General features: G+C 37.7%; 24 protein-coding genes. 17 read left to right on the top strand and 7 right to left on the bottom strand.

All coding sequences use genetic code 11. The features are described from left to right. The first annotated feature begins 283 nt into the window (after nt 1-283). Complete coding sequence (locus tag ACMX9J_RS01850; RefSeq protein WP_047751048.1) at nt 284-481, top strand: hypothetical protein; 198 nt, start codon at nt 284-286, stop codon at nt 479-481. Between the two features lie 67 nt (nt 482-548). On the opposite strand, the gene ACMX9J_RS01855 is transcribed toward ACMX9J_RS01850, so the two are convergent. The 3 genes from ACMX9J_RS01855 to ACMX9J_RS01865 form a co-directional block, all read right to left on the bottom strand. Next, on the bottom strand, nt 549-1,334 hold the full coding sequence (locus ACMX9J_RS01855) for a nucleotidyltransferase domain-containing protein (protein WP_325075589.1): 786 nt from the start codon (nt 1,332-1,334) through the stop codon (nt 549-551). Between the two features lie 155 nt (nt 1,335-1,489). After that, nucleotides 1,490-1,960: a DinB family protein gene (locus tag ACMX9J_RS01860; RefSeq protein ID WP_034265804.1), complete on the bottom strand. Its 471-nt coding sequence runs from the start codon at nt 1,958-1,960 to the stop codon at nt 1,490-1,492. Between the two features lie 15 nt (nt 1,961-1,975). Further along, complete coding sequence (locus ACMX9J_RS01865) at nt 1,976-3,529, bottom strand: alpha/beta fold hydrolase (protein WP_416225338.1); 1,554 nt, start codon at nt 3,527-3,529, stop codon at nt 1,976-1,978. A gap of 232 nt (nt 3,530-3,761) precedes the next feature. Between ACMX9J_RS01865 and ACMX9J_RS01870 the strand changes: the two genes are divergently transcribed. Both ACMX9J_RS01870 and ACMX9J_RS01875 read left to right on the top strand, forming a co-directional pair. Beyond that, nucleotides 3,762-3,887, top strand: a complete 126-nt coding sequence (locus tag ACMX9J_RS01870) for an anti-repressor SinI family protein (protein WP_080754447.1) — start codon at nt 3,762-3,764, stop codon at nt 3,885-3,887. 182 nt (nt 3,888-4,069) lie between these two features. Continuing rightward, the gene (locus tag ACMX9J_RS01875; RefSeq protein ID WP_033578883.1) at nt 4,070-4,405 is read left to right on the top strand and encodes a helix-turn-helix domain-containing protein; all 336 of its coding nucleotides are present in this window, start codon (nt 4,070-4,072) and stop codon (nt 4,403-4,405) included. Nucleotides 4,406-4,510: 105 nt separating this feature from the next. On the opposite strand, the gene ACMX9J_RS01880 is transcribed toward ACMX9J_RS01875, so the two are convergent. Then, nucleotides 4,511-5,599 carry an FAD-dependent monooxygenase gene (locus ACMX9J_RS01880; protein WP_116738209.1) on the bottom strand — a complete coding sequence of 363 codons (1,089 nt, stop codon included), beginning with the start codon at nt 5,597-5,599 and terminating at the stop codon, nt 4,511-4,513. Between the two features lie 331 nt (nt 5,600-5,930). Between ACMX9J_RS01880 and ACMX9J_RS01885 the strand changes: the two genes are divergently transcribed. The 8 genes from ACMX9J_RS01885 to ACMX9J_RS01920 all read left to right on the top strand — a co-directional run bounded on the left by ACMX9J_RS01885 (nt 5,931) and on the right by ACMX9J_RS01920 (nt 14,762). Beyond that, nucleotides 5,931-6,326: a hypothetical protein gene (locus ACMX9J_RS01885; protein ID WP_416225339.1), complete on the top strand. Its 396-nt coding sequence runs from the start codon at nt 5,931-5,933 to the stop codon at nt 6,324-6,326. Nucleotides 6,327-6,548: 222 nt separating this feature from the next. Then, nucleotides 6,549-7,325, top strand: a complete 777-nt coding sequence (locus tag ACMX9J_RS01890) for an NUDIX domain-containing protein (RefSeq protein ID WP_028413475.1) — start codon at nt 6,549-6,551, stop codon at nt 7,323-7,325. A 72-nt stretch (nt 7,326-7,397) separates the two neighbouring features. Beyond that, a complete protein-coding gene (locus tag ACMX9J_RS01895) occupies nt 7,398-7,946 on the top strand; it encodes a cysteine hydrolase family protein (protein WP_047751045.1) in 549 nt (182 codons plus the stop codon). A gap of 23 nt (nt 7,947-7,969) precedes the next feature. Beyond that, nucleotides 7,970-9,439, top strand: coding sequence for a nicotinate phosphoribosyltransferase (locus tag ACMX9J_RS01900; protein ID WP_028413473.1), 1,470 nt, complete (start codon nt 7,970-7,972; stop codon nt 9,437-9,439). A gap of 15 nt (nt 9,440-9,454) precedes the next feature. Beyond that, complete coding sequence (gene nadD / locus ACMX9J_RS01905) at nt 9,455-10,135, top strand: nicotinate (nicotinamide) nucleotide adenylyltransferase (protein ID WP_416225340.1); 681 nt, start codon at nt 9,455-9,457, stop codon at nt 10,133-10,135. A gap of 34 nt (nt 10,136-10,169) precedes the next feature. Further along, entirely contained in the window at nt 10,170-10,991 is an 822-nt protein-coding gene (nadE, locus tag ACMX9J_RS01910) for an ammonia-dependent NAD(+) synthetase (protein WP_063248063.1), read from the top strand. A 181-nt stretch (nt 10,992-11,172) separates the two neighbouring features. Then, nucleotides 11,173-11,610, top strand: a complete 438-nt coding sequence (locus tag ACMX9J_RS01915) for a S1 domain-containing RNA-binding protein (RefSeq protein WP_013056909.1) — start codon at nt 11,173-11,175, stop codon at nt 11,608-11,610. A gap of 740 nt (nt 11,611-12,350) precedes the next feature. Then, nucleotides 12,351-14,762 (top strand): S8 family serine peptidase, encoded by a 2,412-nt coding sequence (locus tag ACMX9J_RS01920; protein WP_416225341.1) that lies wholly within the window; start codon nt 12,351-12,353, stop codon nt 14,760-14,762. Between the two features lie 37 nt (nt 14,763-14,799). On the opposite strand, the gene ACMX9J_RS01925 is transcribed toward ACMX9J_RS01920, so the two are convergent. Continuing rightward, nucleotides 14,800-15,576 (bottom strand): 3-hydroxybutyrate dehydrogenase, encoded by a 777-nt coding sequence (locus ACMX9J_RS01925; RefSeq protein ID WP_013056911.1) that lies wholly within the window; start codon nt 15,574-15,576, stop codon nt 14,800-14,802. 83 nt (nt 15,577-15,659) lie between these two features. Then, entirely contained in the window at nt 15,660-15,941 is a 282-nt protein-coding gene (locus ACMX9J_RS01930; protein WP_013083031.1) for an acylphosphatase, read from the bottom strand. A gap of 140 nt (nt 15,942-16,081) precedes the next feature. Here ACMX9J_RS01930 and ACMX9J_RS01935 point away from each other — a divergent pair, with 140 nt between their 5' ends. The 5 genes from ACMX9J_RS01935 to ACMX9J_RS01955 all read left to right on the top strand — a co-directional run bounded on the left by ACMX9J_RS01935 (nt 16,082) and on the right by ACMX9J_RS01955 (nt 20,829). Beyond that, entirely contained in the window at nt 16,082-17,299 is a 1,218-nt protein-coding gene (locus ACMX9J_RS01935; protein ID WP_028413468.1) for an MFS transporter, read from the top strand. A 136-nt stretch (nt 17,300-17,435) separates the two neighbouring features. Then, nucleotides 17,436-18,446, top strand: coding sequence for an LLM class flavin-dependent oxidoreductase (locus tag ACMX9J_RS01940; RefSeq protein WP_416225342.1), 1,011 nt, complete (start codon nt 17,436-17,438; stop codon nt 18,444-18,446). Nucleotides 18,447-18,506: 60 nt separating this feature from the next. Then, nucleotides 18,507-19,136 (top strand): hypothetical protein, encoded by a 630-nt coding sequence (locus ACMX9J_RS01945; protein WP_028413466.1) that lies wholly within the window; start codon nt 18,507-18,509, stop codon nt 19,134-19,136. Nucleotides 19,137-19,163: 27 nt separating this feature from the next. Continuing rightward, entirely contained in the window at nt 19,164-19,880 is a 717-nt protein-coding gene (locus tag ACMX9J_RS01950; RefSeq protein ID WP_416225343.1) for an AraC family transcriptional regulator, read from the top strand. A gap of 64 nt (nt 19,881-19,944) precedes the next feature. Further along, a complete protein-coding gene (locus ACMX9J_RS01955; RefSeq protein ID WP_416225344.1) occupies nt 19,945-20,829 on the top strand; it encodes a DMT family transporter in 885 nt (294 codons plus the stop codon). A 39-nt stretch (nt 20,830-20,868) separates the two neighbouring features. On the opposite strand, the gene ACMX9J_RS01960 is transcribed toward ACMX9J_RS01955, so the two are convergent. Continuing rightward, nucleotides 20,869-22,488: an ABC-F family ATP-binding cassette domain-containing protein gene (locus ACMX9J_RS01960; protein ID WP_013083037.1), complete on the bottom strand. Its 1,620-nt coding sequence runs from the start codon at nt 22,486-22,488 to the stop codon at nt 20,869-20,871. Nucleotides 22,489-22,993: 505 nt separating this feature from the next. Between ACMX9J_RS01960 and ACMX9J_RS01965 the strand changes: the two genes are divergently transcribed. Then, a complete protein-coding gene (locus ACMX9J_RS01965) occupies nt 22,994-24,571 on the top strand; it encodes a spore germination protein (protein WP_416225345.1) in 1,578 nt (525 codons plus the stop codon). The last annotated feature ends 4 nt before the right edge of the window (nt 24,572-24,575 follow it).

Raw genomic sequence — 24,575 nt, forward strand, 5'->3', positions numbered from 1 at the left:
GTTGAAAATCAACTTGGGAATTATTGATGTAATTTTCTGAAACTTTTATTAGTGCTATAACGTATAGTAAGTATAGGGAATGTTAATTTAAATTCCTTTTTGCGGAAAAACGTTTAACATAAAGTCGAATCATCTGTTAGTTCTGTTTTGTTTAAAAGAATGTGGAGGGGATAGTTATTAAAAAACTTGCCATTTTACTTGTTGGAGGGCTTTTATCCTGCGGAGGATATATGCTGTATTACGCGACGCTAGGTGAACTAAAGAAGAAAGAGGGGATATTAAAATGACAATGTGGCTATGGGCAGGCGGATGTATAGTGTTTTTGTTAGCAATGGGTTACATTGCAGATCGTGTAGCAATAAGGAAAAACATTGAATTTAGTCCGGAGGATGGAATTAAAAATGCTACAGATGCAGAACAAATTTATGTGGAGAGCTATTTGAATGAAACAAAAAACACGAATAATAATATACCGCTTTAATAGAAATTATAAATAAAAGGCTTATCCGCTGCTACTTGCATTAGGGATAAGCCTTTTTGTTTTATACTTAGTTCCAAACTTCGTCTAAAGTATCTCTAAACAATTGATCTAATTCATATGTAGGGTCATCTAATTCTACAGATAAAGTTCTGACGTATTTGTCTAAACGGTCAATTTCTATGTTTAAAAATTCATTAATAACATTGATGCGTGGTTCTAAATCTAGCTCATCACCACTAATTTTACGCTTTAACAGCTTACTAACCTCTTCTTTTAATTCTCCTTCTGGTAACAGTTTCTCTAAGAGAATAGGGAATTCTAGTGGAGGAAATTCATTATATTGTTCAACCCACTTAGCAGCTAACACGGGTCTTAAAACGTAAAAATATTTTTTGATTTTTACTTCGTCACCTTGTAAATACTCTCTAAAGTTATTTCTAGCCATATTTAAATAGTGGTATATACAAGAAGTAGGAGTAAAGATGTTAGAATGTAGTTCTTGCATTTTATCAAATGTTGAATACGCCTTGTAATATACAATGTTTGATTGCATCCATTCTAGTAAAGGTGGGTTTGATTTTCTAAAAAGTTTTAATGTCTTGGTTAAGTCCCAGCCGCTAACATCTAATAGGTCATTAATAGGTAGCTCTATTACATCTCGCTTTTTACCTACACCGATTGGGTCAATACTTAAATATTTATTTTTCTTATGAATATAAATAAATCTAACATCATAATCGCTATCTTTAGATGGAAAGTCCCACGCTCTACTTCCAGATTCACAAGCGTATAATACCTTTACGTCGTAATCTTCTTCAATTTTCTTTAAAGCTGCAACAATTGTTTCTCTCATAACCCAACCTCATTTTCTTTTAATGCTTTCTATATACAAAAGCTATTACTATTTCTCCTATTATATTTCATAATGTATGGAAAATGGTAAATAAATAAAAAAAGCTTCCTTTAAGCCTCTAAAAATCTACGAAAATATAGAGAGTGAAAACTATATCACTCAAAAAGCACTATATCCAATCCCTTTCTGCGGTAACAGGTTAGAAGCGTATACAGTTCTGCACGGTGATGGTATAAATGAGACTGAATTTCAAGCAGCCACTCAAAACATGTATACGTGCATCCCCAATAGGACGTTTGCAGTGAAAAAAGCTTTCGTTCGTCAAAAGAAGAGTAGGCCGCTTTTAGCTGATTGAAGCCATCTATTAAAGCTGTTTTGAGTTCAAGCTTTGTATAAGCTGGATGCTGCAGATAAAAGTCGTTCATTTTATCTGCAGAGTAGCCTGAGGAAATAGAATAGTCTGCACTACAAATGAGACATAAATGCTGCAGCAGCTCTTGAATAGACCGCTTGTGAGGGAGGGGACGATAAGCAAGCTCTTCTTCTGTAACCTCATCAATGATCGCGGTGAGAGACTGGACGTTGACGTGTATTTGATTAAACACCATCTCACAGTACGAATTCATGTATTCACATCCTTTTTATTCAACTAAATACTGCATTTTTTGATTCAGCCAGTACTCTGATTTTTCATTGTTATCGAGCTTGATATAGCAATCGATAATTTCATCATAAATGAATTCTTTTTCTTCTACTAAATCAATAAATTTAACGAGTAAAAATACGGCTTTCGAAACTTTTCCATTCTCACAAAGCCATTCTTTCATCCAGATTAATAGATCAAGAAGAATAATCTCTATTTTCACTCGGATATCAAGGAACCAGTCGTCATAAATCGTTGTTAAATAATGAGGAACTAATTGATGCAGGCGCTGTTCAGCCTCCTTGAATTTCAGAGACGGGTCAGACTGTTCGGTTATCCACTGAAGGTCAGTTAGTAAATCTAATCCATCGCTTGACACATCGGCATTTAAAGAAATGAGCTGCCTGTTAACAAGTAAAACCGGCTCTGAATTTTCTGCGTTCAATAATTTTTTTAAATGAGACAAGTAGACGCGTAAATTCTTTTTGGCGTTGCTTAAAGGCATTTCGGGCCACAGCGCTTCGCATAGCTGTTCCCTGCTGATAGAATGATGAAAAATAAGATATAGTAAAATTTCTTGAGCAAAGCGCTTATTCCAGCCTTCTGTAATAAGCTGACCATTTACATAGACGGAAAAAGAGTATAAGAAATCTACTTTAAGAGAGGGTGTGTGGGCATGGAATTCTTTTTGTATGTCTATAGCCGTATCACTTTCCCAGTTCTTAAGTATTTTCATAGGATCATTCTTTAAAGAAGGCAGCTGAGATGTATTACTTTTAATAAAATCTATGACAATTTCTCTGAATAAAGCTGTTTTTTCTTTTATTAGAAATAAAGAGTGTGCGTTAGGTATGGTCATATGACTGTAGTTTTTTAAAAACATCGTTTTTGAAATCAGATACTGAGATGAAAACAGCAAATCATGTTGGCCAGATAAAGTGAGTACAGGAAGTGAAATGCTGCTTAGCTCTTGAAATAGACTGGCTGTAATAGAAAGTTTAACGAAGCGGAAATATACATTGGGATCCATTTGTTTAAGTCTTCCAATAACCTCTTGTATGTTTGTATATTCCAGACTTTCCAGTTTGCCTAATTCAAGGATTTTATTTACCGGTATTTGATTTTTGCTTTCTTCGTTGTAACATCTCTTAATCTTTTGAATGGTGCTATCTGAATAAAAAGGAAGAGACAGTAGTATCAGTCCTTCAATAAGAAATTCATAGCGGGCGGTAAATTTAACAGCGATTTGTCCTCCAAATCCCACTCCAACTAAGTAACACTTCTTTATATGTAACGTATGTAATAAGAGAAAAAGATCTTCAATATGAGCCTCAAACGATAATTCTCCTGTAGCAGAGGCGCTCTTTCCTGTCTCTCTCAAATCGTAATGAATAACACGGTAATGTTGGGTTAATTCCGCAGTAATAGAATCAAAAAGCGTATGATCAGTGACACAAGAATGAACCATAACAACGGTTTCTGTCTTGTCAGTGAACACGGGCGAATGAATTTCATAGTAAATTTTTTCTGTCGCCGTATGCAGAAAAGGCATAAAAGCAATCCTCCTAGTGTCTAACTGTAGCGTTTGTGTAACGGTAAAATCATTATGATAGGAATAGACAAAAATTTCAAAAAAATTGGTGCTTTTTAGCAAATATAAAATGTCTAATGTTCTAGTAATATCCATTATACTGTAAAACCATAGTGAAAAATAAGGGAGAATGCCCAAAAACAGCAAAAAGAAAACGTTCTCAATTCCCGAAAAAGAAGAAAGGAAGCGAATTATGAATTTTAAAGACGAAAATGCGTTAGACTTAGAATGGGTTATGCTCATAATGGAAGCAAAAGAAACAGGTATAAGCATCGAGGAAGTTAGACAATTTTTACAAAGTATTAGTTCAAATTCTTAGCCGATACATCAGTAAGGAAATAAAGAATTCGTTACGCATAGCTAACCTTTATAGCGGGTCTCAAGCTATGTCCACTAGATGTATAATTATCCCTTTACAGTAAGAACGTTTATTTATAATGCACGATAAAGTGAAATTATGGTATTATTATCGATAAGTAAGCATTAGTAAGGGTGATTATAATGACAATTGGTCAACGTATTCGAGATCTTAGAATGAAACAGGGAATATCGCTAACAGAACTTGCAAACCGAGCGGGTGTTGCTAAATCGTACATATCTTCAGTAGAAAGAGGAATTCAGCTCAACCCATCTATTCAATTTCTAAACAAAATTTCTACCTCATTGAACGTGAGTATTGATAGATTGATTCATGAGCCTATGGATAAATCTGAATCGTTGGATATTGATAATGAGTGGCTTGAGTTAGCAAAAGAAGCAGCGGAGTCAGGAATAAGCAAAGAGCAGTTTAAACAATTTCTTGAATTTCAAAAATGGCAGCGGGCAAAGCAAGATTAACTTCGCGGAATATACATAAAAGAGAACTTACATAGCACAACTGCTAAAAAATCATGATTGCAAAAAAGAGATTCCATTTATCTATGGAATCTCTTTTTTGTTGACTTAAGAAGAAATAAAATGAGACGGGAATTCTTTTTCTCGCTGAAACTGAATACGTTCAAGAGTTATTAATCTTGGCTTTCTTTTCTGTTCAAACTGTCTCAATGTTTCTGAAATCTCTTTGTTTTGATAAAAAACTTGATGCAGTAAGTCAGACAGTAAGTCAGCATCTTTTAATGACTCGTTTAATCCAAAAGCGCCAGTAGGAGTCATCGTATGAGCAGCATCACCTAACAAGAGCAGGTGATGTTTTGACCACACTTCGCTTATGCTGCTTTGCACAGAAAGAAGCGTAAAGTCTGACCACGACTTAATAAACCTTTCAATTGAAAGGTTTAAGCTAGGGAAAGCCTCTATTAAACGCTGAATAAACGGTTTAAACGATTGTTTTCGAAGAGCAGGATAGCTGCCTTTTTCAATATTCCATCCGATTTGAACAAAGCCTTTTGCTTGAGAAAAAAGCGCTACCTGCTGCTGCTTCACAAGCGCAAATTTAATAGAAGGCTCCCAGTTGGCAGGTGCAGGAATTTTCGCCCAAAGCAAATCGTATCCATGATTATGAATATTGTTTTTTATGTGCGCAAGGTTGCGAACAGTTGAATATCGACCATCTGCTCCAATAATGATTTTACTTTCAACTATTATTTCACCCCGGCCTTTTTGCTGAGCTTTTATTCCAGTATATTGTCCTTTTTGATTTTGCGTTAGCTCCGTTACTTTTGTGCCCAGCATAAGTTTGTAGGAGGGATGGCTGCTTGCTCGGCTATCTATAGACTGAAGAAGATGCTGCTGTGGAACATGAATTCCTGCATGTCCAAGTTCAGATTCTATCGTTTTGAATACATGTCCATCTTTCCAGTATTCGACCCTAGACATTCGAAGGAGGCCTAAGCTTTCAATTTCTTCAAATATATGATGTTTTTTAAGAATCATTTCTCCATCTTCATTTAAATGTTCGCCTCGAAATTCTTTTCCAAGCTTATCAGATCTCTCTATCAGTATAGTTGATATATTTTGTTTAGCCAGTAGATAGGCTAGTAGAGCACCGCCTGGTCCGGCTCCTATTATACACACATCTGTTTGATAGTTCATTTTCTTCACCTTGTTTGTTATATGCAATTAAGTTACTTTTAGTAAGTATATTAACTTTTATAAATGTTAATGTCAACTTTTTTATAGCTTTTCTTCTATGGAATTCGTTCTTTGGTCGAAACACAAATAAGGTTTTACATAAACAAAGTCAAAGATTAAGTTTTATGGTAAACTAAAATACACAAATTATTTTGAATAATTTGTATAAAAAGGTGAAATTTAAACATTGTTGAGAAAAAGCACGGTTGGAAAGCTGCAGGATTTTTAGCAAGAAGAGTAGAGAACGTCTCTGAAAATTCTAGCAAACTCCAATTTCGACTGGAGGATGATTATGACAAAAGTAGAACATTATATTCAAACATTGGACAACAGTGCAGATTTGCTAACGAAAAAGCAGACAAGCATTTACTTCGAAAAACTTTCAAACACCTTTCCTTTTTTAACAATCATGCAAATTAATTGGAGAAAAGTATTAATTAAAAAGTCCGCCCGGCATATTGAAGAAATCAAAAAATGGCTTCAAGAGATGAATATAAAAGAACATCAGGTTGTTTTATTTTGGAAACGAGCAACTAAAGCCGTAAGCGTCGATTTAGCTCAGGCTCTAACGTTTTTCCAACAAACAGCTGATCTTACAGAAGAAGCATTTATTTACTGTCCGTCTGTTGACTATGTCATTGAATATTTTAAAGACGGTAAAATGATGATTGGTTTAGCAGCACGTTAATTAAAAGGGAAAAAAGCTGAGGGAAGAGGGGGAATGAGAACTTCTTCACTCGGCTTTTTATGCATATAAACTCTAAAAAATACGAAACATAACGTTATTTACAACATAAATTACCTTCTCTTTATAATTAGTGGGAAAAGTATTGACATTTTCCATAAAACAAATATAATTAACATTAATCATATTGTTAATTGTAAAAAGAGTGATCAGGAGAAATGCTGAATGTCGAACAAAAAAGCAATGACGAATCAAATGAAAAAAGAATACCCTAAACCCTATGGCTATACGTCAGATATTGCTGTATTTACGATTGTGACGGAAGAAAAAGAACCATACAAACCACCTAAAATGAATTTAAAATTAATGCTTATCCAGCGAGCAATGCTAAACGCGGAGGGAGAAAAGAACAGCGAAGCAGGAAAATGGGCGCTTCCCGGCGGATTTGTCCATCCTGATGAATCAGCTTTTGAAGCGGCTAAAAGAGAGCTCGAAGAAGAAACGGGCGTGAACGATATCCATTTAAAACACTATGGTGTCTATGATGAGCCCGGAAGAGACGATAGGGGATGGGTCATCACAAACGCACATTATGCAATTGTCCCAGAAGATAGTCTAATAAAACGAAAAGCGAATGATGATGCTGCTCGAGTTGAATTATTTAAAATAGATGAAATCTTTTCATTGCCTTTAGCTTTTGATCATGAAATCATCATTCGAGATGCAATCAAGGAAATTAAGAAAGATTTATTGCAAACGACTATTGCTCAGAAGTTTCTGCCTTCTCAGTTTACATACTCTGAACTGCAGGCTGTGCTGCTTACCGTAACGGATGATGCGGCAATTAAAAGTGATCAGGCGTTTGCACGAAAAATAAGAATGCTGCCATTCATTGAAGAAGTAGACGGAAAAACAACGACGAGAACGTCTAAAAAGCCAACAAAGCTCTACCGGTTTGTTGAGATGAATGTGATGAAGCCAATCTATACAGCACGCTATTAAAAGAAAAAACTTTCAATTCAAATAATTAACAATATGTTAACTGTTAATTTTTATTTATGAGGGGGAAACATAATGAAAAAAGCACTGATTAACATTGATTATACCAATGATTTTGTAGCTGAAAACGGAGCTTTGACATGCGGAGAACCAGGGCGACACATTGAAATATCTATAAGCGATATCACGCGTCAATTTATTGAGCAAGACGAGTATGTCGTGTTTGCCATTGATTTTCATAAAGAAAATGATTCCTTGCATCCAGAATCAGCGCTGTTTCCGCCTCATAATATTGAAGGTTCTGCAGGAAGGAAGCTATACGGAAAGTTAAATGATTTATATAATGTGTATCAATCAAAGGCAAATGTAGAATGGATAAATAAAACGAGATACAGCGCATTTGCTGGAACAGATCTGGAGATTAAACTGCGAGAAAGACAGATTACCGATGTCTACTTAGCAGGTGTATGTACGGATATCTGTGTACTTCATACAGCAGTAGATGCCTATAATAAAGGATTTACTATTTATATTTATGAAAAAGCCGTAGCGAGCTTTAATCAAAAAGGCCATGAGTGGGCGCTCGAACACTTTAAATCTTGCCTCGGAGCAGAAATTATTTAAGGACATAAAAGTGGAGGAAATCAATGAATATGTTTACAGATGACAGCGTAATGCTACACACCGATCTATATCAAATTAATATGGGAGAAACGTATTGGGAAGATAACATTCATCAAAAGAAGGCTGTTTTTGAAGTTTTTTTCCGCAAACTTCCTTTTGGAAATGGGTATGCTGTTTTTGCTGGATTAGAAAGAATTATTGAATATATTAAAGCATTTAAATTTAGCGAATCTGATTTAACGTACTTGCACGAAGAATTAGGTTTTAAAGAAGATTATTTAGCTTACTTAAAAGACCTTACATTCACTGGGACAATTCGATGTATGCGTGAAGGTGAGCTTGTGTTTCATAATGAACCAATTTTACGTGTAGAGGCACCGTTAATTGAAGCTCAGCTTGTAGAAACAGCGATATTAAATATTGTGAATTACCAAACGCTGATTGCAACAAAAGCAGCCCGAATCAAACATGTAGTAGGAGATCAAGTGGCAATGGAGTTTGGAACGCGACGCGCTCAAGAAATGGATGCTGCTATTTGGGGAACAAGAGCAGCCTATATTGGCGGATTTGGTGCTACTTCTAACGTGCGTGCAGGAAAGAAATTTGGAATTCCAGTTGCAGGAACGCATGCCCATGCAATGGTGCAAGCTTATAAAGATGAATATATTGCATTTCATAAATACGCTCGTCGCCATAAAAACTGTGTGTTTCTAGTTGATACGTACGACACCTTAAAATCAGGAGTTCCCAATGCGATTAAAGTAGCAAAAGAATTAGGAGACAAAATTAATTTTACGGCGATTCGTTTAGACAGCGGCGATTTAACTTATTTGTCTAAAAAAGCTCGTCAAATGTTGGATGAAGCAGGGTTTACAGAGACAAAAATTGTTGCTTCCAACGATTTAGATGAAGATACGATTATGCATTTAAAGTCGCAAGGTGCACAGATAGACATGTGGGGAATTGGTACGAAGCTCATTACTGCATATGATCAGCCAGCGCTTGGAGCAGTGTATAAACTCGTCTCTATTGAAGGAGAAAATGGCGAGATGATGGATACGATTAAAATTAGTGCGAATCCTGAAAAAGTCAGTACACCAGGGTTAAAGCGGGTATATCGTATTATTAATAATTTGAATGGGAAATCTGAAGGGGATTATATTACGATGGAAGACGAAGACCCTCAAAGCGAAGAGCGTTTAAAAATGTTCCACCCTGTTCATACGTTTATCAGTAAATTCGTCACAAATTTTGAGGCAAAAGAACTTCATCATGATATCTTTGTAAACGGAAAGCTTGTGTATGAAACAGAAGAACTTCAGGAAATTCAGCAGTACGTAAAAGATAATTTAGAGCTGCTTTGGGATGAATATAAGCGCACGCGCAATCCAGAAGAATATCCAGTAGATTTAAGCGAAAAGTGTTGGGAAAATAAAACGCGTCAAATTGCGTACGTAAAACAAAAAGTAGCGGAAGCCCTAAATAAAAAATAGTAGGGAGCTGGAGACATGTCAGATACGCTTGCTTATTTTCAACAGCTAAACCCTGATAAGAAAATAGATAAGCTCCTAGAAAAAGGAGCGAAAATTGGGATTTATGGTTCATCTTTTGATCCGGTTACCAACGTTCATCTTTGGACGGCATCAACGGTTGCGCATCGAAAGAAGTTAGATGCTATTATCTTCTTGCCTTCATCGCACAAACGGACAGATAAAAAGCTTCAAACGTCCGATGAACACCGTGTAAATATGGTTAGCTTAGCGATTGAAGACAACCCGAAATTTTTGCTCGATACGTATGAGCTAGACGTATTGCCCGGCTATCATTACACATACTACACTATGGAGCACTTTAAAAAATTGCTCCCACACGCTGACTTATTTTTTATTATGGGAGCCGACTTACTGCAAGATATTGGTGAGGGCAAGTGGAAGAAAGCAGATGAACTTATTAGTGAAAACCAGTTTATCATCATGGCAAGAGAGGGAATAGACATGTTGAAAGCTATTAGTCATTCTCCTTTGCTTCGAAATTATGACGACGGCCGGTTTCAGCTTCTTGATAAGGGGCTAGCAATGGAAATCAGCTCTACTTATATTCGTCAAGAATTTGCCAGGGGCGGAGAACCACGATATTTAATGCCTGATCTCTGTTATTTTTATAGTAAAGAACATGGATTGTATCAGTAAGAAATCTACATATAATGGAAGGAGAGCATGTATCATGTCAGACATGCAAGAAAAAATAAGAAAAGAGCTACATGTGAAATCTGAAATTGATCCAGCACAAGAAATTCGTGCCCGCGTTGATTTTTTGAAAAACTACCTAAAGTCAGCAAATGCAAAAGGCTTTGTATTAGGTATAAGCGGAGGGCAGGACTCTAGTTTAGCTGGACGATTGGCGCAGATTGCTGTAGACGAATTGCGAAAAGAAGAATATGAAGCAAAATTTGTAGCTGTTCGCTTGCCTCATGGCACGCAGCATGATGAAGCGGATGCGAAGGCGTCACTAGAATTTATTAAACCTAATGAAACATATACATTTAATATTAAAAACACGGTGGAAGCATTTGAAAGTTCGTTTACAGGTGCTACAGATATAGCGCTGTCTGATTTTCATAAAGGAAATGTCAAAGCACGTACGCGTATGATTGTACAGTATGCAATCGGAGGAGAAAACGGCCTTTTAGTTATCGGAACCGATCATGCAGCAGAAGCAGTAACAGGCTTTTTTACAAAATACGGAGATGGCGGAGCAGACGTGCTGCCTCTAACGGGATTAACAAAACGTCAAGGAAAAGCATTACTAAAAGAATTAGGTGCAGATAAACGATTGTACGAAAAAGTACCAACAGCTGACTTATTAGATAATAGTCCTGGTCAATCTGATGAAACGGAACTAGGAATTTCTTATGATGAACTAGACAATTATTTGGAAGGAAAAGAAGTATCACAAGAAGCCGCTGAAAAAATTGAACAGCGCTATCGTATTACTGAACATAAGCGTCAGTTACCGGCTAGCATGTTTGATGAATGGTGGAAATGAGAGAAATGCCCATATTAGGTATATCTAATATGGGCATTATTTTGACTGATTTCTTTCAAAAAACAAAAAAGAGGCGGAAAAAGTGTAATTTAACAAATTGTTTTCTCATACACACTTTGTTATTCTTACGCACTTTGGTATAATGAAGTGCTTTTAATATTATTGAGGAGGAACATTTTTTATGGCAGTTGAAGTAGGTAGCAAGGTACAAGGTAAAGTAACAGGTATTACTAATTTTGGAGCATTTGTAGAATTACCTGGAGGTCAAACTGGGCTTGTACATATTAGTGAGGTAGCTGACAGCTATGTAAAAGACATTAATGACCATCTTAAAGTTGGTCAAGAAATTGAAGTGAAAGTCGTTAATGAGAAAGACGGAAAAATTGGATTATCGATTAAAAAAGCGATAGATAAACCGGAAAGACCCTCATCTTCTTATTCACAACGCCCGCCACGTCAGGCAAGAAATAATGATAATCGTTCTAAAAGCAACTTCCAACCAAAGGAAAACTTCGAACAAAAAATGGCGCGTTTCTTAAAAGATAGTGAAGATAATTTATCTACACTAAAACGCAGCACTGAATCAAAACGAGGTGGCAGAGGCGGAAGACGCGGATAAATCCCTTCCACTCTAACTACTTTATTATATAGTTGAAGCAAGCCAGTAAAAATTGGCTTGCTTCTTTTTTGTGATAGCTTAAGTACATACGCTAGAAGAGTAAAGAGAAGGTTAAGCACTTACTTAGTTGTAAAGTAGATGCCAATCGTGACAAGCGATGAAAGAAGATCAAGGATGAGTAGGATGAAATTTAAATCTATCATAATCATACCTCCCTTTTTGCGAGCGTTGACGTTAGTATCTGCACGAACTACTTTTATTATTCGTAATTTTTAAAAATTTCATTTAATTAAATGTGATATTTAATATTTAATTAAACTATGTTCTAAATAATAATTAATAAAATAAAAAACGCTTATAAGAACAATTTTCTTAAAATAATAAAAAAACCTTATAAGTAAACGAAGAGAAAGTAGGAATGAGTCCCTCATCGAAATAGCTAAATTAACAGAAAATCGCCAGTATTCTTGTATATTCATCTAATTTCTTCATAATTTTAGGAATAAAAAAGTGGTGAAAAAGCAAAGAACAGACAAAATTCTTCCTTTTTTGAGCAGTAGTGCTCAGTTTGGAGAAATATATAAAATGATTCCATAGACTCAAGGATTTTATAGTAATATATAGAACTTCCATACTATTCTAGTTTTTAGCTCATTAGCTAAGTAAAAGATGCGTATGTTTTGGGGATGAAGACATACATAGTCGTACGAATTATAGAGAGAAATGGAGAGGGAAAAACGATGAAAAAAGTATCAATTCGGGCTGTATTGAGTACAGTAGCATTTTCGGTTGCTTTATCTTCTTTTGCAATGGGAGCATCGGCTAATGGAAATTCAAAGCCGGCGCTGGAACCGTCACTAGTTAAAATTCAAGGAGACTATAACTTAAAATCGGCTAAAAAAGTAAAAGTTATTGTGGAGTTAAATGAAGAGTCTGTAGCGGAAGCCAAGAAAAAAGGAGTAGCGCAAAGTAAAGGAAAGATTAAAAAAGCGCGTGACGAAGTGAAAAAAGAACTTTCAAAAGCTTCTAAAGCTTCAAAAGTAAAGCGAGAATACGACCAAGTGTTTTCCGGGTTTTCAGCGGAACTTCCGGCTAATGACCTTGAAAAAGTAGCAAGTTTACCTGGAGTAAAAGCTATTTATCCAAGCGTTGAATATCATACAACAGAAGTGAAATCGAAAGAAGTGAGCGCCGAAGAATACGGTTCTGAAATGGATAAAAGCATTTACTACGTGGGAGCAGATCAAGCGTGGAAATCAGGATATACAGGTGAAAATATGACCGTAGCTGTTATCGATACAGGCGTTGATTACGACCACCCGGATTTAAAATCGGCGTTTGAGAAATATAAAGGATGGGATTTTGTTGATGATGACAAAGACCCTCAAGAAACGCCGGCTGGAGATCCAAAAGGCGAAGCGACAACGCACGGTACGCACGTAGCGGGAACAATTGCAGCGGACGGAAAAATTAAAGGGATAGCTCCTGATGCTCATTTACTTGCGTATCGTGTATTAGGTCCAGGAGGAACGGGTTCAACAGAAGACGTGATTGCCGGTATTGAACGTGCGGTAGAAGACGGGGCGGATGTAATGAACCTGTCGCTTGGAGATACGATTAATAATCCGGACTTGGCAACGAGTATTGCATTAGATTGGGCAATGGAAGAAGGAGTAGTAGCCGTTACATCAAATGGAAACAGTGGACCAGCTAACTGGACAGTAGGCTCTCCGGGAACGTCTCGTGAAGCTATTTCAGTTGGTGCAACTCAGCTTCCTTACAATTTGTATAAAACGACATTAACCGTAGATAACGCAAGCTATGCTTCAGCTGAAGTAATGGGCTTTCCAAACGACAAGGCGTTACTGGATGCAAGCGGTAAAAATTATGAATTTGTACCTGTCGGACTTGGAAAACCAGAAGACTTTGAAGGAAAGGATGTAAAAGGAAAAGTAGCGGTTATTTCCCGCGGTGACATTGCATTTGTAGATAAAGTTGACAATGCGAAAAAAGCCGGCGCTGTTGCAACAGTCATTTACAATAACGTAGAAGGAACAATTCCTGATATTCCAGGTACATCTCTGCCGAGTATTCGCCTATCGAAAGCCGATGGACAAGCTTTGATATCTTCTTTAGCAAAAGGATCCGTCACAGGCTCTTTTACTGCAACCTTTAATCAGACAGTCGATGAAACAATGGCTGACTTTTCATCTCGCGGACCGGTTGTGGATACGTGGATGATTAAGCCGGACATTTCGGCACCGGGAGTCGATATTATCAGTACAGTGCCAACTAATGATCCAAGCAATCCTCATGGATATGGATCAAAACAAGGCACAAGTATGGCCGCACCGCACGTAGCAGGAGCAGCAGCGTTAATTTTACAGGCGCATCCCAATTATAAAGTAGAAGACGTAAAAGCATCTTTAATGAACACAACGGAACTGCTTCGTGACCGCAACGGGCTCATTTACCCTCATAATACGCAGGGTGCAGGAAGCATGCGCGTAGTAGATGCAATTAAAGCAAAAACGCTTATTACCCCAGGAAGTCACTCGTACGGCGTCTTTTATAAAGATAAAGGGAAACAAGTAGAAAAACAAAGCTTTAAGATTAAAAATCTATCAAATCACAGTCAAAAATACTCGGTCAAAGTGAAATTTAAGAAAAGCCATCAAGCAATTGACGTTAAATCAACAAACGATTTAGTTGTTAATGCAGGAAAAACGCAAAAAGTAAATCTCAATGTAAAAGTAGATGCAGGGAAATTATCTCCTGGCTATTACGAAGGCACAATTACGGTAAGTAACAATAAAGAAACGTACGATGTTCCAACGATCTTATTTGTAAAAGAGCCGGATTATCCTCGCGTTACTTCTGCGTATGTAGATGTACTAGGAAATGGCTCATTTGAATACGGCAGTTATTTACCAGGAGGAGCAGAGAAGCTTAGCTATTACATTTACGATGCAACGCTAGAAAAAGGGGAATTGTTAAGTTCGTATACGAATGTAGGAAAAGGATTCTCTAGCGCAACGTGGGACGGAAAAATTAATGGTGAAGCTCTTCCAGCGGGAACGTATTATTTATACGCAGAAGCAGTAAAAGCAGGTCAGACGACCGGTTCTTTAGGAGAATTTGAAATTCAATAAATAAAAAAAGAGTGCCAGTCTAACTGACACTCTTTTTTTATTGAGCCGTATATCCTCCATCGATCACAGCAGCTTGGCCGGTGACGCCTTTTGCTAAATCACTTGCTAAAAACATTGCGTAGTCTGCAATTTCATCAACTGCCAGCAAGCGTTTTTGAGGAACAAGAGGATAAATAACTTCTTCTAGTACTTTTTCAAGCGCTACATTTCGCGTACGTGCTAAATCTTTTAATTGATTTTGAACAAGCGGTGTATCAACATAACCAGGGCAAATCGCATTTACCGTAATGCCGTGCTCCGCACCTTCAAGAGCAGCCACTTTCGTTAAGCCAATCACGCCGTGCTTAGCACTGTTGTATGCCGCTTTTCCTGAGAAACCAATCAATCCGTTAATGGAAGACATGTTCAAAATGCGGCCGAATTTTTGCTTTTTCATAATAGGAAACGCATGCTTAGTCGCAACAAAAGGTGCAACAAGCATAATTTTCGTTAAAAGTTCAAATTTTTCAGTAGGAAATTCTTCGAGCGGGGAAACAAATTGCATGCCAGCATTGTTAATTAATACATCAAGGCGGCCATATGTTTCAACCGTTTGAGCAATCATTTGTTCAATGTCACTTTCATTTGTCACATCTGCTTTAATGCCTAATGCTTCGTAGCCTTTTGTCTTCAATTTGTCTGCTGCTTTCTTAACTCCGTCTTCATTCAAGTCAGTTAAGACAACAGTCGCTCCGTCTTCAGCAAAGCGCTCACCAATTTGATAACCAATACCTTGAGCTGCACCTGTAATTAACACAATTTTGTTTTCAACCATCGTTTTTTCCCCCTTATATGTAGATGATATAAAATCGCTTACTTTTCCATTTTATCAAAAATTATCTTAATTTAGCGAGTATTTTAACTGTACTTTACGCGAAAAGAATGGGTGTGGGAAGGGGTGTTTACTACCTTTACTTCCACATTGCTGACAGAAGCGAACGGCGAGGGACCTTTTTTAATTTCTTCAATAAATTTTTGGATATTACTTTCTTCACCTTCAGCATCAATTTCTACTTTTTGATCGTCTCGATTTCGTACCCATCCGTTAATGGAGCATTCCATTGCTTTTAGCTGCGTGTAGTGACGGAACCCAACCCCTTGAACGCGTCCGTCTACAATCATATGCACATGTTTTTTCACTGTTCTCACCTCACAGGCAATTTTCCCTTTTTTATAAAAAAGAAAACAACTATAATCTTACTTTTCACTGTATAATAGAAAAAGACATTGTAAGACTTTAACAGTTTTAATGTAGATTAAATAAGAAAGAAGGGTTATGAATGCAAGCAGCAGCACGAACGCAGCAAGCGCAGCCGGCGACGATTTACCGTATTTTATTTGCTATTAGTTTAGGACATTTTCTAAATGATTGTATGCAGTCTGTTATACCGGCACTTTTTCCAGTCCTTGAAAAATCGATGAATTTAAACTACACGCAAATCGGCTGGATTGCCTTTGCTTTAAACATGACGTCATCGATCATGCAGCCGGTGTTCGGCGTATTTGCCGATAAGCGTCCCTCACCGTTTTTATTGCCAATTGCAATGTGTTTAAGCATGATTGGTATGGTTGGACTCGCTTTAGCGCCAAATTTTTATTTTGTGATTATATCTGTTTTATTTGTAGGGTTTGGATCCGCTATTTTTCATCCGGAAGGTTCTCGCGTAGCGTATATGGCAGCAGGAGGAAAGCGGGGGCTGGCACAGTCTATTTATCAAGTTGGCGGGAATACTGGACAGTCGATGGCTCCGCTGTTTACGGCATTTATCTTTATCGGACTTGGTCAGTTTGGAACAATTTGGTTTACGTTAATTGCAGGTATCGGCGTAGTGGTTTTATACAGCGTCTCTAAATGGTATAAATCAGAGTTAGCTACTCGTCAACGCTTGAAGAAAAAGCAGTCAGATGCTTCATTTACGATGAACAAGCAAATTATTTTTGCGATTGGACTTTTAATTTTTCTCGTTTTTGCACGTTCATGGTACGGAGCCGGCATCCTTAATTTCTTTCAGTTTTATATTATTGAAAAATTTAATTTGCCTATCAAAAGCGCTCAGCTTTACGTTTTTTTATTTATGATTGCAGGGGTGTTTGGAACATTCTTTGGAGGTCCGCTTGCCGATCGTTTCGGAAAACGAAATATTTTATTGTTTTCTATGTTAGGGTCAGTACCGTTTACTTTATTACTCCCTCACGTTTCTCTCGGAGTCGCAGCGCCTCTTTTAATACTAATCGGCTTTATTCTCCAGTCAAGTTTCAGCGTCACGGTCGTCTATGCTCAAGAGCTGATGCCGGGGAAAATTGGCTTGGTTTCCGGCTTAATTGTAGGGCTTGCTTTTGGGATGGGAGCTTTAGGAGCTGTTGTATTCGGTAAATTAGCCGATGTCTTCAGCCTTCAGTTTATTATGCTGTTTTGCAGCTATTTACCAATCCTAGGGCTGTTAACATGGCTGTTGCCGAGCGATAAGCGTGTGAAAGAAATACACGAAGCAAAATAAGAAAAAGAAAAAGAAAAAGCAAACGCGCCTTAGCGTTTGCTTTTTTTATGAGCGTGAAGCAAATTTCAAGACGAATTCATATTTTTCTCCTACAATAGATACAATAGAAATTGAAAATCGAAAGGAAGAATCAGCTATGATTAAGCTAAGCGTATTGGATCAGTCTCCAGTTTCAAGCGGATCAACACCAAAAGAAGCGTTAAAACGTACGGTGGAACTGGCAAAATTAACGGAAAAGTTGGGCTACCACCGCTTTTGGGTAGCGGAACATCATAATACGAACGGTCTTGCAGGCTCATCTCCAACTCTTTTAATGACGCACTTAGCTTCTCAAACGAGCCGAATCCGAATTGGATCTGGAGGAGTCCTTCTTCCTCAATACAGTCCGTATAAAGTAGCAGAAGATGCTCAGCTGCTTGAAAATCTGTTTCCGAATCGAATTGATTTAGGTCTTGGACGCTCACCGGGAGGAGATGCGCTGACGCGGCTAGCGCTTACAGATGGAGTACGTAAAAGCCTCAATGAATTTCCGCGGCAAATTCAGGCGTTAAAAGGGCATCTTGAGCATAATTTGCCGTCTGACCATCCGTATTACGGGGTGACAGCTTATCCGTTAAGTGAAACAAAACCTGAACTGTGGCATCTTGGTATCAATAAAAGAGGAGCAAGATCAGCTGCTGAGCTGGGCATCTCTTTTACGTTTGGACACTTTATTTATTCAGTTGGTGGACAAGAAGCCATTCGTCATTATAAAGAAGAATTTGTCCCTTCTTCCTATCAATCAAAGCCTAACACCAACGTATGTGTATTTGTTGTATGTGCAGAAACAACAGAAGAAGCCGAGGAGCACGCCAAAACGCTGGATGATTGGCTGTTGAAAGTAGCCAAAGGCGGAGACACAACAATTTCATCGATAGAAGAAGTGCGTAATCGTTCTTATTCAGAAGAAGAGCTCAAAAAAATAAGCACCAATCGTCCTCGTATGATCGTAGGGAATCCAGCTGAAGTAAAACAAGGATTAACGCAGCTGCAGCAAAAATACGATAACGACGAATTTTTAATTATTACAAATATCCATAATTATGAAGCAAAAAAGAAGTCTTATGAACTGCTTGCAGAGCTATTTCCTCAACCCTCATTTTTTTAAGAAAAAGATGGGGTTTTTTTACGGGATTAAATGTTAGAATATTTAAAAAGGAGGAGTGACATGCAAGTAGAGCAAAAAAGTGTAAGCAGCCAAACTAATAAGATTACATATACATATATTAAAACAGGAGGGCCTCGCATTTGCTTTATGTTTTCAGGGCTAGGCTATACGTACGAAAAGCCCCTGTTGTATTATGTAACGATGCTGATGATAAAACACGGAATTGACGTGGTTCAGATTCACTATACATATTCCAAAGAGCTGATGACAAAGTCTACAGATGAGATTGCAGACGTTATGATGAAAGACATTTGTTTAGTGCTGCAGGACGTTTTGCCTCAAAATAGCTATAAAGATATCATATTTGCAGGGAAATCGCTTGGGACCATTCCTCTAATTCAGCGAGTTATGAAAGATGAAGTTTACAAAGACGCAGTGATGCTTTTACTGACGCCGCTTTTAACAAGAACAGAACTGTTTGAAAGTTTACTAAAAAGCTCTCACAAAGGTCTTCTTGTAATAGGAAGTGGTGATCACTATTATACTGAAGAAGTTTATCGATTAAAAACAAATCCAATGAATATTGCAGTCATCGAAAATGCCGATCATTCATTGGATGTTTTGTATGCTCCAGCAGAATCGTTAAGGGTGCTGGGAACCGTTTTGGACGGCATAGAACAGCTTCTGTGAGACAGGAAATAAGGAAAGGAGAACAAAATGGATACGCTACGTGAAATTATTTGCGAAAAAAGAGCCTACAGCTATTCACCTCATACTCATGATCATAACTACAGTCAGCTTTTGTTTCCGCTAGCAGGTGCTCTTGATATTCAAGCAAGCGAGCAGCACTTAACGCTGCAAGAAGGATGCTTTTACATTCCGCCTCGTCAACTGCATACGTATCAAGCTAAAAATACAAATGAATGTTTGGTTGTTGATATTCCTTTGAAATTTACAGAAAGTGCGCATCTTTCTCAAGAAGCAGCTTTTATTCAATGGGATTCAACGTGGAAAGCACTTCGCTACCTGTTACTTGAGGGGCTTCAAAAAAGCACTGACAGGGGGGCGCTTGAAGATTTAGTCCGTTACGTTCAGCATTATTTGCCAAAGAAACAAACGTTTAAATCCATTGATTACCTTCATGCTAACTTCAATCAAGAGTTAAATATAGAAAGTCTTGCTAAGCTGGAAAATTATCATCCTGCCTATTTTTCCGCTTGGTTTAAACAAAAAACGGGTTATTCCCCTCAAAGCTATGTAGCGCGTATACGTTTAAATAAAGCAAAAGAATTGTTAAAAGAGAGCAGCTATTCGATAACGTATATTGCGCACGAAGTCGGCTATCACAGCTTGTCTTCATTCACTAAATGGTTTGCAAAACAAGAAGGAGTCTCACCGACGCAATATCGAAGTATCTTAAAAACAGACAAATAAGATCATAAAAGCGGAAAAACTTTTTTCTTTCTTTTAGCTATGATAAAAGAAAGGAGATGAAACGATGAATACTTCATTATCAAAAATACTTATTTTATGTGCCGCAGTTTTGTGGGGAACAACAGGAACCGCCCAAGCTTTAGCGTCTGCTGAAGCGCATTCCGTGGCTATTGGAGCCGTACGTTTAGCGGTAGGGGGACTATCGCTTCTTACAGCTTGTCTTATACAAAGAAAGAATGTGGACGTAAGACGTCTTCCTATTTTGCCTCTTGCGGTTGCTGCAGCAAGTATGGCCGCTTATCAGCCGTTATTTTTTTCCGCTGTCATTAAAACGGGTGTTGCAGTAGGCACAATGGTGGCAATTGGCAGTGCGCCTGTTTTGTCAGGAGTATTAGATTACATAGTGTACCGCAAGAAACCTACAAAAAAATGGTTGCTTGCTACGGTTACTGGTATTATAGGGTGCAGCTGCTTGCTGTTAAAAAAAGATACTCAAATCGACGTGATAGGTTTGGATATGGCGATAGGAGCAGGGGCGTCTTTTGCTTGCTATACGACTGTCAATAAAAAAATTGTTCAGCATGTTGATCCGCAAGTAGGAGCTTCGCTTGTGTTCACAGCCGCCGCCGTTTTACTGATACCATGCTGGTTTATGTACGATATGAGCTGGCTAGTCTCTTTAAATGGAATGGGGATTGCTCTTCATTTAGGAATACTTACGACGGCGATTGCTTATGTATTATTTTCTACAGCGCTTAAGTCAGTGCAAGCGTCTACCGCCGTAACGTTATCGTTAGCAGAGCCCGTTACCGCTTTTTTACTTGGCGTCTTTTTCTTAGGAGAATCTCTAACTTTGGTAAACATATGCGGAGCAGCACTAGTATTTGCTAGCTTAGCGTTTTTAACGTATTCTCCGAAGTCATCGCTAAATCAAGAGGTGCATATATAAAAAATCCCCCCGTTCTTTAAAGAACGGGGGGATTTTTTATTAAGCGTACATGCTAGCTACTTGTTTTTGCAGGTTGCTGTCTTCTAAATACTCATCGTACGTCATTTGCTTGTCAATTACTCCATTTGGCGTAATTTCAATCACACGATTCGCAATCGTTTCAACGAACTGATGGTCATGAGATGTGAAAATCATTGAACCTTTGTAGCTGATAAGTCCGTTGTTTAGTGCTGTGATTGATTCTAAGTCAAGGTGATTCGTAGGATCGTCTAGTAAAAGAACGTTTGAACCGCTTAGCATCATTTTAGAAAGCATACAGCGAACTTTTTCTCCTCCGGAAAGAACGTTGGCTTTTTTCAACACTTCTTCACCAGAGAATAGCATTCTGCCTAAGAAACCGCGTAAGAAGCTTTCGCTTTGATCATTAGGTGAATACTGACGCAGCCAGTCTACTAAGTTTAAATCTCCGTTTTCAAAGTACTCGGAGTTGTCTTTTGGGAAAAAGGCTTGAGACGTTGTGACACCCCATTTGTACGTACCGCTGTCTGCTTCCATTTCACCCATTAAAATCTTCATTAATGTTGAATTTGCAAGTTCGTTTCGGCCTACAAGAGCAATCTTGTCATCTTTATTCATAATAAAGCTTACGTTATCAAGTACTTTTACGCCGTCAATTGTTTTTGTTAAACCTTCAACGCGAAGTACGTCATTTCCAATCTCACGTTCCGGCGTGAAGTTCACGTATGGGTAACGACGAGAAGAAGGACGGATGTCATCTAATGAAATTTTATCAAGCAATTTTTTACGAGACGTTGCTTGTTTTGATTTCGATGCATTTGCGCTAAAGCGAGCGATAAAGGCTTGAAGCTCTTTAATTTTTTCTTCTTTTTTCTTGTTTGCATCTGACGCCATTTTTTGTGCTAATTGACTTGATTCATACCAGAAATCATAGTTACCAACGTAGACTTGGATTTTACTGAAGTCAAGGTCAGCAATGTGCGTACATACTTTGTTTAAGAAGTGACGGTCATGTGATACAACAATGACTGTGTTTTCAAAGTTAATTAAGAACTCTTCTAACCATTGAATTGCTTGGATATCCAAGTTATTCGTAGGCTCATCTAGAAGTAGTACATCAGGTTTTCCGAATAAAGCTTGTGCAAGAAGCACTTTTACTTTTTCACTACCCGTTAGTTCAGCCATTTTTTTTGCGTGAAGATCTTCAGAAATACCTAATCCTTTTAAAAGAATAGCCGCTTCTGATTCTGCTTCCCAACCGTTTAATTCAGCAAATTCACCTTCAAGCTCAGCAGCTTTCATTCCGTCTTCATCTGTGAAGTCTGCTTTCATATAAATAGCATCTTTTTCTTGCATTACTTCATAAAGGCGAGCGTGCCCCATAATAACGGTTTTCATAACTTCTTGATCTTCATATTCGAAGTGGTTCTGTTTTAAGACAGCAAGGCGTTCGCCAGGGCCCATATGTACATCACCAGTCTGAGATTCAATTTCACCAGATAAAATTTTTAAAAACGTTGATTTTCCAGCACCGTTTGCGCCGATTAATCCATAGCAGTTACCAGGCGTGAATTTAATATTCACATCTTCAAATAACTTTCGGTCGCCAAATCGTAAACTTACATTACTAACTGTAATCATGTATGAGCAGTCCTCCAAATTCAATATCTATAAAATTATACCATTCTTTTGAGATAAGAGCGATATGAATACAATATTTCAAACATAAAGTGTAACCGACACTTTAAGCACTCGTCAACCATTTAAGGGATTTTTTGAGCGGTAACGCTTGATTATTCTAGCATTCACCAAAACTTTGAGCAGCAAACTAGTATATCTAAGCCTTCAGTAAGCAGCTCTTTTTCATTTTTAAGATAGATGTTGTATTCCTTTGTATAAGAAACAAAAAGAAGAATAATACTACCTGGTAAATAAAAGAATTTCTATGAAGTAAACACTGATATTTTACGGATGCTTATTTCTAAAATTGCTTTGATATGGACATAAATAGGGTGATGATTATGTGGAAATTAGTTGTTTCCTATCTTCCAGAAGGGCCAGTTTTTATACAAGCAGTTCTGGTTTTTTTCATCCCGTATATAATCTACAAATTATTAAGCGGGATTCGTAATTCAGAGGAAGAGTGATGAAAGTGAAAAAATGGAGATCAACAATAAAAAAAATAGGAAACCATGCGAATGAAAAGGAAAACAAACAGGAATTTACATCTCAAAATTCATCTAATCATGTTACGGATCATTTAGCTTTAACTCTAAAAGCAGTTAAAAATGAAATTGGTCATAACTCCGACGTTCATTTTCGGGAGTTTATTATAGGTCGTACAGGCATTCAGGCAGCTATTATTTTTGTAGAGGGGCTATCAGATAAAGATCTTATTGAAAAACATATTTTGTCATCATTGATGGCTGATTTTTCAAAAGAATACCAACAGGATCAGCTTTACGTAAAGGAAAGCTTTTCAAAACAGTTTATTAAAAGCCAAGTATTATCAATCAGTGATGTAGAAGAGGTTCATTTCATTAAAGAAGTAACATCAAAAGTCTTAACAGGATCTACGGCTCTTTTAATTGACGGAATATCACCTGCTTTAATTCTTGGTACAAGCAAAGTGAAAACAAGGACGATTGAAGAGCCCGTATCAGAAGCATTAGTGAGAGGGCCGAGAGTAGGCTTCACTGAATCTTTAAGTGATAATACTTCTTTATTAAGAGGAAGCGGAGACATTGAAAATTTGTCGCTGGTGAAATTTCAAGTAGGAAAGCGTTCCAAAAAAGACTTAGTTGTTGCTTACATAAAGGAAATTGTTGATCCAGAACTAGTTGAAGAAGTAGAAAAACGAATTAAAAAAATTGATCTTGATAATGTACCGGAGTCAGGATATGTGGAACAACTCATTGAAGATAATTACCTTAGCCTATTTCCTCAGGTGCAGAATACGGAGCGTCCTGATCGTGTAATTGCTGCTTTGATGGAAGGGAGAGTAGCCATCTTATTAGACGGGACGCCTTTTGCTTTGATTGCCCCCGTTACGTTTAGCATGATGCTACAGTCGCCGGAAGATTATTATGAAAGGTGGATTCCCGGTACATTTATTCGTTTTCTTCGTTATATTGCAGTAGTTCTTTCCCTTTTTACACCGGCTTTGTATATTGCTTTTATTTCGTTCCACCCAGGGATGATTCCGACTAAATTGGCTATTTCCATTATAGGAACAAAGTCTGGAGTGCCGTTTCCAGCCCTTATAGAAGCCTTATTCATGGAAATAGCTATCGAAATCTTGAGAGAAGCTGGACTCAGGTTACCAAAACCAATTGGTCCAGCAATGGGAATTGTCGGTGGATTAATTATTGGAGAAGCTGCTGTGCAGGCAGGGATTGTTAGCCCTATTTTAGTGATTATTGTGGCGTTAACTGCCATTTCATCGTTTGCTATTCCGCAATATAGCGTCGGGATTTCATTGCGTATTCTTCGCTTCATAGCTATGCTATGTGCTGCCATACTTGGATTATACGGCGTCGTTTTATTTTTCCTTTTTATGACCAGTCATTTGGTGAAACTAAAAAGTTTTGGCGTATCTTACATGAGTCCAGCGGTACCCTATCGTTTAAGTGAATGGAAAGACTTGATGGTCCGTATGCCTCTTATGATGATGAAAAGACGTCCAAAGATGATGCACACCAAAGATTCTCTACGAAAAGGATAGCAGC

Origin of the sequence: Priestia sp. RMT2NF4 (assembly GCF_047872835.1) — a bacterium.
Classification (GTDB): Bacteria; Bacillota; Bacilli; order Bacillales; family Bacillaceae_H; genus Priestia; species Priestia zanthoxyli.

Coding starts and splice junctions, on each gene's coding strand:
- ACMX9J_RS01850 (WP_047751048.1), top strand. CDS start 284: ATGACAATGTGGCTATGGGCAGGCGGATGTATAGTGTTTTTGTTAGCA.
- ACMX9J_RS01855 (WP_325075589.1), bottom strand. CDS start 1,334: ATGAGAGAAACAATTGTTGCAGCTTTAAAGAAAATTGAAGAAGATTAC.
- ACMX9J_RS01860 (WP_034265804.1), bottom strand. CDS start 1,960: ATGAATTCGTACTGTGAGATGGTGTTTAATCAAATACACGTCAACGTC.
- ACMX9J_RS01865 (WP_416225338.1), bottom strand. CDS start 3,529: ATGCCTTTTCTGCATACGGCGACAGAAAAAATTTACTATGAAATTCAT.
- ACMX9J_RS01870 (WP_080754447.1), top strand. CDS start 3,762: ATGAATTTTAAAGACGAAAATGCGTTAGACTTAGAATGGGTTATGCTC.
- ACMX9J_RS01875 (WP_033578883.1), top strand. CDS start 4,070: ATGACAATTGGTCAACGTATTCGAGATCTTAGAATGAAACAGGGAATA.
- ACMX9J_RS01880 (WP_116738209.1), bottom strand. CDS start 5,599: ATGAACTATCAAACAGATGTGTGTATAATAGGAGCCGGACCAGGCGGT.
- ACMX9J_RS01885 (WP_416225339.1), top strand. CDS start 5,931: ATGACAAAAGTAGAACATTATATTCAAACATTGGACAACAGTGCAGAT.
- ACMX9J_RS01890 (WP_028413475.1), top strand. CDS start 6,549: ATGTCGAACAAAAAAGCAATGACGAATCAAATGAAAAAAGAATACCCT.
- ACMX9J_RS01895 (WP_047751045.1), top strand. CDS start 7,398: ATGAAAAAAGCACTGATTAACATTGATTATACCAATGATTTTGTAGCT.
- ACMX9J_RS01900 (WP_028413473.1), top strand. CDS start 7,970: ATGAATATGTTTACAGATGACAGCGTAATGCTACACACCGATCTATAT.
- nadD (WP_416225340.1), top strand. CDS start 9,455: ATGTCAGATACGCTTGCTTATTTTCAACAGCTAAACCCTGATAAGAAA.
- nadE (WP_063248063.1), top strand. CDS start 10,170: ATGTCAGACATGCAAGAAAAAATAAGAAAAGAGCTACATGTGAAATCT.
- ACMX9J_RS01915 (WP_013056909.1), top strand. CDS start 11,173: ATGGCAGTTGAAGTAGGTAGCAAGGTACAAGGTAAAGTAACAGGTATT.
- ACMX9J_RS01920 (WP_416225341.1), top strand. CDS start 12,351: ATGAAAAAAGTATCAATTCGGGCTGTATTGAGTACAGTAGCATTTTCG.
- ACMX9J_RS01925 (WP_013056911.1), bottom strand. CDS start 15,576: ATGGTTGAAAACAAAATTGTGTTAATTACAGGTGCAGCTCAAGGTATT.
- ACMX9J_RS01935 (WP_028413468.1), top strand. CDS start 16,082: ATGCAAGCAGCAGCACGAACGCAGCAAGCGCAGCCGGCGACGATTTAC.
- ACMX9J_RS01940 (WP_416225342.1), top strand. CDS start 17,436: ATGATTAAGCTAAGCGTATTGGATCAGTCTCCAGTTTCAAGCGGATCA.
- ACMX9J_RS01945 (WP_028413466.1), top strand. CDS start 18,507: ATGCAAGTAGAGCAAAAAAGTGTAAGCAGCCAAACTAATAAGATTACA.
- ACMX9J_RS01950 (WP_416225343.1), top strand. CDS start 19,164: ATGGATACGCTACGTGAAATTATTTGCGAAAAAAGAGCCTACAGCTAT.
- ACMX9J_RS01955 (WP_416225344.1), top strand. CDS start 19,945: ATGAATACTTCATTATCAAAAATACTTATTTTATGTGCCGCAGTTTTG.
- ACMX9J_RS01960 (WP_013083037.1), bottom strand. CDS start 22,488: ATGATTACAGTTAGTAATGTAAGTTTACGATTTGGCGACCGAAAGTTA.
- ACMX9J_RS01965 (WP_416225345.1), top strand. CDS start 22,994: ATGAAAGTGAAAAAATGGAGATCAACAATAAAAAAAATAGGAAACCAT.